At 48.1% G+C, this 4,356-nt stretch carries 3 protein-coding genes and 1 other RNA gene; all 4 read right to left on the reverse strand.

What is annotated here, in order from left to right; genetic code table 11:
- Positions 1 to 224 precede the first annotated feature (224 nt).
- Positions 225 to 578: a transfer-messenger RNA gene (ssrA, locus tag KW93_RS17185) on the reverse strand.
- An 87-nt stretch (positions 579 to 665) separates the two neighbouring features.
- Positions 666 to 1,130, reverse strand: coding sequence for an SsrA-binding protein SmpB (gene smpB, locus KW93_RS13365; protein WP_033543534.1), 465 nt, complete (start codon positions 1,128 to 1,130; stop codon positions 666 to 668).
- A gap of 51 nt (positions 1,131 to 1,181) precedes the next feature.
- Positions 1,182 to 3,506 carry a ribonuclease R gene (gene rnr, locus KW93_RS13370; RefSeq protein ID WP_033543535.1) on the reverse strand — a complete coding sequence of 775 codons (2,325 nt, stop codon included), beginning with the start codon at positions 3,504 to 3,506 and terminating at the stop codon, positions 1,182 to 1,184.
- Between the two features lie 23 nt (positions 3,507 to 3,529).
- The gene (locus KW93_RS13375; RefSeq protein WP_033543536.1) at positions 3,530 to 4,276 is read right to left on the reverse strand and encodes an alpha/beta hydrolase; all 747 of its coding nucleotides are present in this window, start codon (positions 4,274 to 4,276) and stop codon (positions 3,530 to 3,532) included.
- Positions 4,277 to 4,356 lie beyond the last annotated feature (80 nt).

Raw genomic sequence — 4,356 nt, forward strand, 5'->3', positions numbered from 1 at the left:
AGGAGTCTGCGCTGTTTTGCTCCATATCTCTGAAGATATCTCTCAGCATCGAATCGGTAAATAAAATACTACCTCTTTAGTTCAATTTATTATAGAAGGTTTATAAAATAAATTTACTAAGATATGTAGGAATGAAAATAGGGATATCGCACAGGATTTCAACTCCCGTGCAATATCCCTAACTCATTAAAACCTTGATACCACTATATGTAGCCCCATAAAATCTATGGAGACGGCGGGAGTCGAACCCGCGTCCAGAAACTCAGCTACTTGAGCATCTACGCGTGTAGCTTATTTATTGGAAGTTCATGCGCCGTTCTGCCAATAAGCAGGCGTCCCGGGCACTAACCTGAAAATCTCCTGCAGACAGTTCAAGTGGCGCTGCCTGCCGTATCCCACTAAAGTTGAGCTTTATCCAGCCACATGGGCGATGGATAGATAAAGCAGATCCGAGCTTACGCTGCGAATGCTAGGTTTTGGTTTGTTTTGCCTGTTGTTATAAGTGCGTTTATGACGAAGCCGACCCTCCGACGCGCAACCCAAGCCCTGGCCATCCCTGTCGAATCCGTAACGTCCCCTCATTATAAGAAGACACGGGAAGAGTATGACTCTAACGTGCTTGTGTTATAAACCTATTATAAGACAAAGATAGTCAGACTTCAAGCTTAACGGGTCCGTTCTTTCATCGCACGGTCAATTTCCCGTTTCGCGTCTTTCCGTTTCAGATCTTCACGCTTATCATAGTTTTTCTTCCCTTTACCAACGCCGATCAGGACTTTCGCAAAACCGTCCTTCAAATACATCTTCAACGGAACAATTGTCACCCCTTGTTCTTTCGCGTGCGATTCCAGTTCCCGGATCTGCTTTTTATGGAGCAGCAGTTTCCGCGAACGGGTTGGGTCGTGGTTAAAGATATTACCCTGCTCATACGGGCTGATGTGCATATTCGAAATCCATGCTTCTCCGCCGCGTATCCGCACGAAAGCGTCCTTCAATTGCACTTTGCCGTTTCTGGCAGATTTTATTTCAGTGCCCTGCAGCACAATTCCGGCTTCCATCGTTTCTTCAATAAAATAATCGAAACCGGCTTTTTTGTTCTGGGCAATCACTTTGCCTTCGCCTTTTGCCATTGCTTCCACCTCAAATCAGTCCAAAAGAGCGGCCCGTGAGCCGCTCCCTGCTCATTTCTTTTTGCGCTTGGATTTCTTAGCTGCGCCTTCATAGAATTTCTTCTTCGGATTCTTCCCTTTTCGGGTCGGCCCTCCGTCTTCCTTCTTCTTGCCGTCACGCCCGACTTTTCCGCCACCCTCTTTTTTCGTGGCACGGATCACTTTCGGTGCGTCTTTACGGGTACGGCGCACGTTTTGCGTCATGCCGACGATTTCAAAGTCGATGGCCGATTCTTCCGGTTTGACGCCGATCACTTTGATTTCTACTTCGTCACCGATGCGGAACTGGCGGTTGCTGCGTTCGCCGATCATCATCATCTGACGGTCATCGAAACGGTAGAAATCATCCGTCATGTTCGATACATGGACAAGCCCTTCGATTGTGTTCGGCAATTCGACGAATAAACCGAAGTTCGTAACAGAAGATATGATACCAGTAAATTCCTGGCCAATTTTGTCCTGCATATATTGTGTTTTCTTCAAGGCATCCGTATCGCGTTCCGCTTCGACAGCGCGTCTCTCACGTTCGGAAGTGTGCGTTGCAATATCATCCATATTGGCTTCCCAGTGCATGATGGTCGCCCGGGATAAATCTTTTTCAATCAGATACGTGCGAATCAGCCGGTGAATGATCAAATCCGGATAGCGGCGGATCGGTGACGTGAAATGCGTATAGAATTCAGTCGACAAACCGAAATGACCTAGGCTTTCCGAAGAATATTTCGCCTGCTGCATCGAACGCAGCATCATGGTCGAAACAACGGGCTCTTCCGGTTTTCCGGCGACCGATTCGACGATTTCCTGCAGCGCGCGAGGATGAATCTGGTTGCCTGTGCCTTTTACAACGATACCAAAGTTCGTAACGAATTCAAAGAAACGCTGCAGTTTTTCAGGTTTTGGATCTTCGTGTATGCGATAAAGTGCAGGCACTTCCATGTGGTGGAAATGTTCAGCCACTGTTTCATTGGCCGCCAGCATGAACTCTTCGATCAGACGCTCGGAAACCGTGCGTTCCCGGACCACTACATCGATCGGATTGCCGTCTTCATCCACTATGACTTTTGATTCCTTGAAATCAAAATCGATGGCGCCGCGGCGCATGCGTTTTGTCCGGAGAATATCTGCAAGTTCCTTCATCAATTCGAACATCGGCACAAGCTCACGATATTTTTCTTTCAGTTCCTGGTTGTCTTGTTCCAGTATTTCATAAACGTCGGTATACGTCATTCTGGCAGAAGTCCGGATGACGCTCTGGAAAATCTCGTGGGACAGGACTTCTCCCTGGTCATTGAAAATCATCTCACAGGACAGCGTCAGCCGGTCAACTTGCGGATTGAGTGAACAGATGCCGTTTGACAGGCGATGCGGAATCATTGGAATAACGCGGTCTGTCAAATACACACTTGTCGCACGGTCATACGCTTCCCGGTCTATCTCAGAGCCTTCCGTGACGTAATGGCTGACATCTGCAATATGGACGCCGAGTTTATAAGTCCCGTCTTCCAGCTTTACCACCTGCACGGCGTCATCCAAATCTTTTGCGTCAGCACCGTCAATCGTGACGATGGCTTCTTCCCGCAGATCTCTTCTGTCTTCGATGTCCTGCGGATTGATTTCATCCGGTACTGCATTTGCTTCATCAAGCACCGATTGTGGAAACTCGACTTCTATTCCATGTTTATGGATGATGGAAAGGATATCCACACCCGGATCGTTCTTATGGCCAAGAATCTGTTTGACCATCCCGGTAGCTGATTTTCTGCCTTCCGGCCAGCCCGTAATTTCCACCACCACTTTATGGCCATCAATGGCACCAAGCGTATCATCTTTGGCAATAAAAATATCCATATTCATTTTTTTGTCATCCGATATTACAAAACCAAAGCCGCGGTTGTCCTGGAAAGTTCCGACAACCTGCGTCGTGCCGCGTTCCAGGATACGGATAATCGTACCTTCACGGCGATCGCCGCCCGACGATTCTGCAATTCTCACCATTACCCGGTCGCCGTTAATGGCGCCGTTCACTTCCGTCGGCGGAATAAAGATATCATCCTGACCTGCTTCGTCATATGCGACAAACCCGAAGCCGCGCGGATGGCCGATGAACTTACCGCTCATCAGGTTCATCCGTTCCGGAACGCCGTAGCGATTGGCGCGTGAGCGCACCAATAAACCCTTTTCTTCCAGTTTTACTAATGTCTTCACCAATTCCTTGAACTCATCCGCGTCATTAAATCCGAACTGCTCTTCAATTTCCTGAACAGTCAGCGGTTTATATGCATCTTCCCGCATAAATGACAGCAGGCGCTGATCCAGCGATATTTCATTGTTTCCCATGTCAATTCCTCCTTCTGGCGTTCTCACACGCTCCAATCGAGCGATTCGAGAAATTCCAATACATCTTCATGCAATTGTTCTTTTTCTTTGTCCAGGGTGATAACGTGCCCTGATTTCTCGTACCACTTAATCTTTTTATCGAATGATTCCACTGTATCATAGATGATGTTCGCAGAATCAGTGTCAATGACATCATCCAGAGAACCCTGCACCACAAACACCGGTGCGTAAACATGATCGGCATGTTTGCGGACGTCATGCACCATTTCCCGCAGGTCAGAAAGTGAAGCCATTCCATGTTCACGAAGGATCTTTATCTCTTCTTCGATAACATCATCTGCTTTTCCTTCAAGCTTTTTGTAATTTCGGGCATATGCAATGACGCCTTCAAACAACAGATCCGTCGTTTTCATAATCATCGGCGAACACATCGTAAATACACCCTTTACAGGGAATGTATACCCGGCTTTCAGTGATAATACGCCGCCAAGCGACAATCCGCCGACAGCAATTTCCGAGTAGCCTTCGTCCTTCAGCTTTTGGTAGGCCGCTTCCACAGCCTGCCACCAGCCTTCGGGTCCGCTCTTCACCAATTCTTCCGCTGCACCGCCGTGTCCTTCCAGATGCGGCGCAATGGATGTATAGCCTTTCTTCTCAAGAAAGCGCCCCATCATCCGCACATCTGCCGAGTTGCCTGTAAAGCCATGCAATAAAAGAACCGCACGCGGCCCCGCTTTGAAGAAAAACGGTTTCGGTGGTGTAATCCTCATACAAATCCCTCCAGAAACTAATATCAATATACCGATTTCCGTTCCAGGCTGACGCTTTCCGCGGGAGTGGCCTGAGCCTC

The organism is Planococcus sp. CAU13, assembly GCF_000775575.1.
Classification (GTDB): Bacteria; Bacillota; Bacilli; order Bacillales_A; family Planococcaceae; genus Planococcus.